Raw genomic sequence first — 3,819 nt, forward strand, 5'->3', positions numbered from 1 at the left:
GGGCGGCCCCGTCAGCGGCGAGCCGCCGGGCGCCGACGGCACCGTCGAGCCCCGCCACCTGGGGCGCTGACCCGGGTCCGTACCCGCCGGCGGGCGGTGTCCGTCAGCCGCCGGTGATGGCCCTGGCCTGTGGTGCCGGGCCGAGCAGACGCGCGAGCGCCTCCTCCGCCTCGGAGCTGGTCGCGACCGCGAGCACCTCGTCGCCGCACTCCAGCGTCGCGTCCGGGGACGGGATCACCGCCCGTCCGTCGCGCAGGATGACCACCAGCGCGGTGTCCGGCGGCAGGTCGATCTCACCGATCCGCCGCCCGGTGACCGGGCCGTCCTCAGCCAGGGTCAGCTCGACGAGGGACGCGTCGCTCTGGCGGAAGCGCATGAGGCGGACCAGGTCGCCGACGCTCACCGCCTCCTCGACGAGCGCGGTGAGCAGCCGCGGCGCGGACACGGCGACGTCCACCCCCCACGACTCGGTGAACAGCCACTCGTTGTTCGGGTGGTTCACCCGCGCGACGACCCGCGGCACGCCGAACTCGGTCTTCGCCAGCAACGACACGACGAGGTTCACCTTGTCATCTCCGGTGGCGGCGACGAGCACGGTGAAGTCGCTCAGCCCGGCCGCGTCGAGCTGTGCCAGCTCGCAGGCGTCGGCGAGCAGCCACCGGGCGCCGGGCAGCGCGTCGAGGCGCACCTTCTGCGGATCCCGCTCGATGATGAGGACCTCGGCGCCGTTCTCCAGCAGCTCGGCCGCGATGGAACGGCCGACCTTGCCGGCACCGGCGATCACCACCCGGCGCGTGCTCATGGCTCAGCCCTCCTCGGGACCGTGGCGCAGCACCGAGTCGACCTCGGTGGCACGCGCCTTCGTGACGGCGACGTGCAGCACGTCGCCGTCCTGGACGAGGGTGCCGGCGCCCGGCAGGACCCCTTCGCCGAACCGGGTGACGCAGGCGACCCGCACGCCGGCCGTCTCCTCCACCTCCCGCACCCTGCGCCCGACCCAGCCCGGACCGGGCGTGATGGCGGTGAGCAGCACCGTCCCCGACGGATCGGACCAGGCCGCGGTCACCGCCTCCGGCAGCAGCCGGCCGAGGATCTGGTCGCGGGTCCAGCGAACGGTCGCGACGGTGGGGATGCCGAGACGCTCGTAGACCTCCGCGCGGCGCGGATCGTAGATGCGGGCGACGACCCGCTCCACGCCGAACATCTCCCGGGCGACGCGCGCCGAGATGATGTTCGAGTTGTCGCCGCTGGAGACCGCGGCGAACGCCGCCGCGCGCTCGATGCCGGCCTCCACGAGGGTGTCGCGGTCGAAACCGACCCCGGTGACCCGTTGGCCGGTGAAGTCCGTGGGCAGCCGCCCGAAGGCCGCCGCGTTCTGATCGATGATCGCCACGGAGTGCCCGAGGCGCTCGACGCCCCGGGCGAGGGCGGAGCCAACCCGGCCACAGCCGAGGATCACGACATGCACGAGGGTTGAGGGTAGCCCCATCCGGCCCTGGTGGTGCGGGTCGTCCCAGGACGTTCCAGTGGCCGACGCCGATGGTCGGCCAGGCACGGCGCCACCGCCCAGGCACGCTGGTGTGTGCCATGTCACAACTACTCATCGCGGAACGCTGCGTCGGTAGCATCGCCGCGTGGCGCTCACGGACCGCCTGAAGCGCGGCGTCGTCGGTCGTCCGATTGGCAGCGACCGGCTCGGGGAAACTCTGCTTCCCAAGCGCGTGGCGTTGCCCGTTTTCGCCAGTGACGCGCTGTCCTCGGTTTCCTATGCCACCGAGGAGATTCTGCTCGTCCTGTCACTGGGCGGATTGGCTTTCTACCACATCTCACCCTGGCTGGCCGGCGCCGTCATCGTGCTGATGCTGACGGTGGTCGCCTCCTATCGGCAGAACGTCCACGCCTACCCCAGCGGCGGCGGCGACTACGAGGTCGTCTCGACCAACCTCGGGCCGCGCGCCGGGCTGCTCGTCGCCAGCGCCCTGCTCGTCGACTACGTGCTGACCGTCGCCGTGTCGGTGTCCGCCGGTGTCGCCAACCTGACCTCCGCCGTGAGCGGCCTCGCCCCGCACCGCGTCCTCATCGCTGTGGTCATCGTCGTCGTGCTGACGATGGTGAACCTGCGCGGCGTGCGCGAGTCCGGCAGCGCGTTCGCGATTCCCACCTACGGCTTCGTCGTCGGCGTCTTCGTCATGATCGTCGTCGGTCTGGTGCAGGCCGCTCTCGGTGACACTCCGCGGGCCGAGAGTGCCGGCTACACGGTGGTCGCCGAGCACGACTACGCCGGGTTCGCGCTGGCCTTCCTCGTGCTGCGCGCGTTCGCGTCCGGCTGCACCGCGCTCACCGGCGTCGAGGCGATCAGCAACGGCGTGCCCGCCTTCCGCAAGCCGAAGAGCCGCAACGCCGCGACCACACTGCTGATGATGGGCGTCCTCGCCGTCACCATGTTCGCCGGCGTGAGCGCGCTCGCCCTGATCTCGCACGTGCACGTCGCCGAGCACACCGCGGACCTGATCGGCGCCCACGGCGACCAGCCGACGGTGATCACCCAGGTGGCCGCCGCCGTGTTCGGCCACGGTTCGCCCGGCTTCGTCTACATCGCCACCGTCACCACGCTGATCCTCATGCTGGCCGCGAACACCGCGTTCAACGGCTTCCCGGTGCTCGGCTCGATCCTCGCCCGCGACGGCTACCTGCCCCGCCAGCTGCACACCCGCGGCGACCGGCTGGCCTACTCCAACGGCATCGTCCTGCTGTCCGGCTTCGCGGTGCTGCTCATCATCGTGTTCCACGCGCAGGTCACCCAGCTGATCCAGCTCTACATCCTCGGGGTGTTCATCTCGTTCACCCTCAGCCAGACCGGCATGGTCCGGCACTGGGCGCGCATCCTGCGCTCGGACGCCCCGGCCGCCGCCGACCCGGCCGGCCGCCGGCGCATCCGCCGGTCGCAGACGATCAACTTCCTCGGTGCCTGCATGACCGGGACGGTCCTCGTCCTCGTCCTGGTCACCAAGTTCACCCACGGGGCCTGGATCGTCTGCCTCGCCATCCCGATCATCTTCGTCGGCATGCGCGGCATCCGGAGCCACTACGACCGCGTCGCCGTCGAGCTCACCCCCGAGCCCGGCCCGCCGACCCTGCCGTCCCGGATCCGCGCCGTCGTCCTGGTCAGCAAGATCCACGCGCCGACGCTGCGGGCGCTGGCCTACGCGAAGGCCTCGCGGCCGCACAGCCTCGTCGCGCTGACCGTCGCGGTCGACCAGGCCGACGCCGACCGGCTGCGCGCCGCCTGGGACGAACGCGCCATCACCATCGATCTCGTCGTGCTCGCCTCCCCCTACCGGGAGGTCACCCGCCCGGTGCTGGACTACGTCGCCCGCATCCGGCGGGAGAGCCCGCGCGACGTCGTCGCCGTCTACGTCCCCGAGTACGTCGTCGGACACTGGTGGGAGCACCTGCTGCACAACCAGAGCGCGCTGCGGCTGAAGGCCCGCCTGCTGTTCCAGCCGGGCGTGATGGTCACCAGCGTGCCCTGGCAGCTTGCCTCGTCGACCCGGGTGGAGCAGCGACTGGAGCGCACGGGCGCGGGCGCGGTGCGCCGCGGCCGGTCGGCGCTGCCATCCGTGGCCGAGCAGCCCGGCCCCGCGCCGGCCCGCGCCGGTACGGAGCCCGGGTCGGTCGGGTCCGGGTCGATCGGGACCGGGTCGGTCGGGTCCGGGTCGGTCGGGTCCGGGTCGGTCGGGACGGCGGCGGAGACGACGCCGGCCGGGGCGACCCCGTCGCCGCCGGAGCGGGAATGAGCGCCGGGCCGCCCCGCCGCGC

Annotated in this window: 3 protein-coding genes; 1 reads left to right on the forward strand and 2 read right to left on the reverse strand. The window is 72.6% G+C overall.

Annotated elements, in window-relative coordinates:
• Positions 1-103: 103 nt before the first annotated feature.
• Complete coding sequence (locus tag MXD58_RS22510) at positions 104-802, reverse strand: potassium channel family protein (protein WP_248841374.1); 699 nt, start codon at positions 800-802, stop codon at positions 104-106.
• Positions 803-805: 3 nt separating this feature from the next.
• The gene (locus tag MXD58_RS22515) at positions 806-1,489 is read right to left on the reverse strand and encodes a potassium channel family protein (protein WP_250609873.1); all 684 of its coding nucleotides are present in this window, start codon (positions 1,487-1,489) and stop codon (positions 806-808) included.
• A 145-nt stretch (positions 1,490-1,634) separates the two neighbouring features.
• Here MXD58_RS22515 and MXD58_RS22520 point away from each other — a divergent pair, with 145 nt between their 5' ends.
• Positions 1,635-3,797 (forward strand): APC family permease, encoded by a 2,163-nt coding sequence (locus MXD58_RS22520; RefSeq protein WP_248841376.1) that lies wholly within the window; start codon positions 1,635-1,637, stop codon positions 3,795-3,797.
• The last annotated feature ends 22 nt before the right edge of the window (positions 3,798-3,819 follow it).

It is taken from the genome of Frankia sp. AgKG'84/4 (assembly GCF_023242965.2).
In the GTDB taxonomy this organism is placed as follows: domain Bacteria; phylum Actinomycetota; class Actinomycetes; order Frankiales; family Frankiaceae; genus Frankia.

Bases quoted from the DNA above. Each gene is read 5' to 3' on its own strand.
- MXD58_RS22510 (WP_248841374.1), bottom strand. From the start codon at position 802: ATGAGCACGCGCCGGGTGGTGATCGCCGGTGCCGGCAAGGTCGGCCGT.
- MXD58_RS22515 (WP_250609873.1), bottom strand. From the start codon at position 1,489: ATGGGGCTACCCTCAACCCTCGTGCATGTCGTGATCCTCGGCTGTGGC.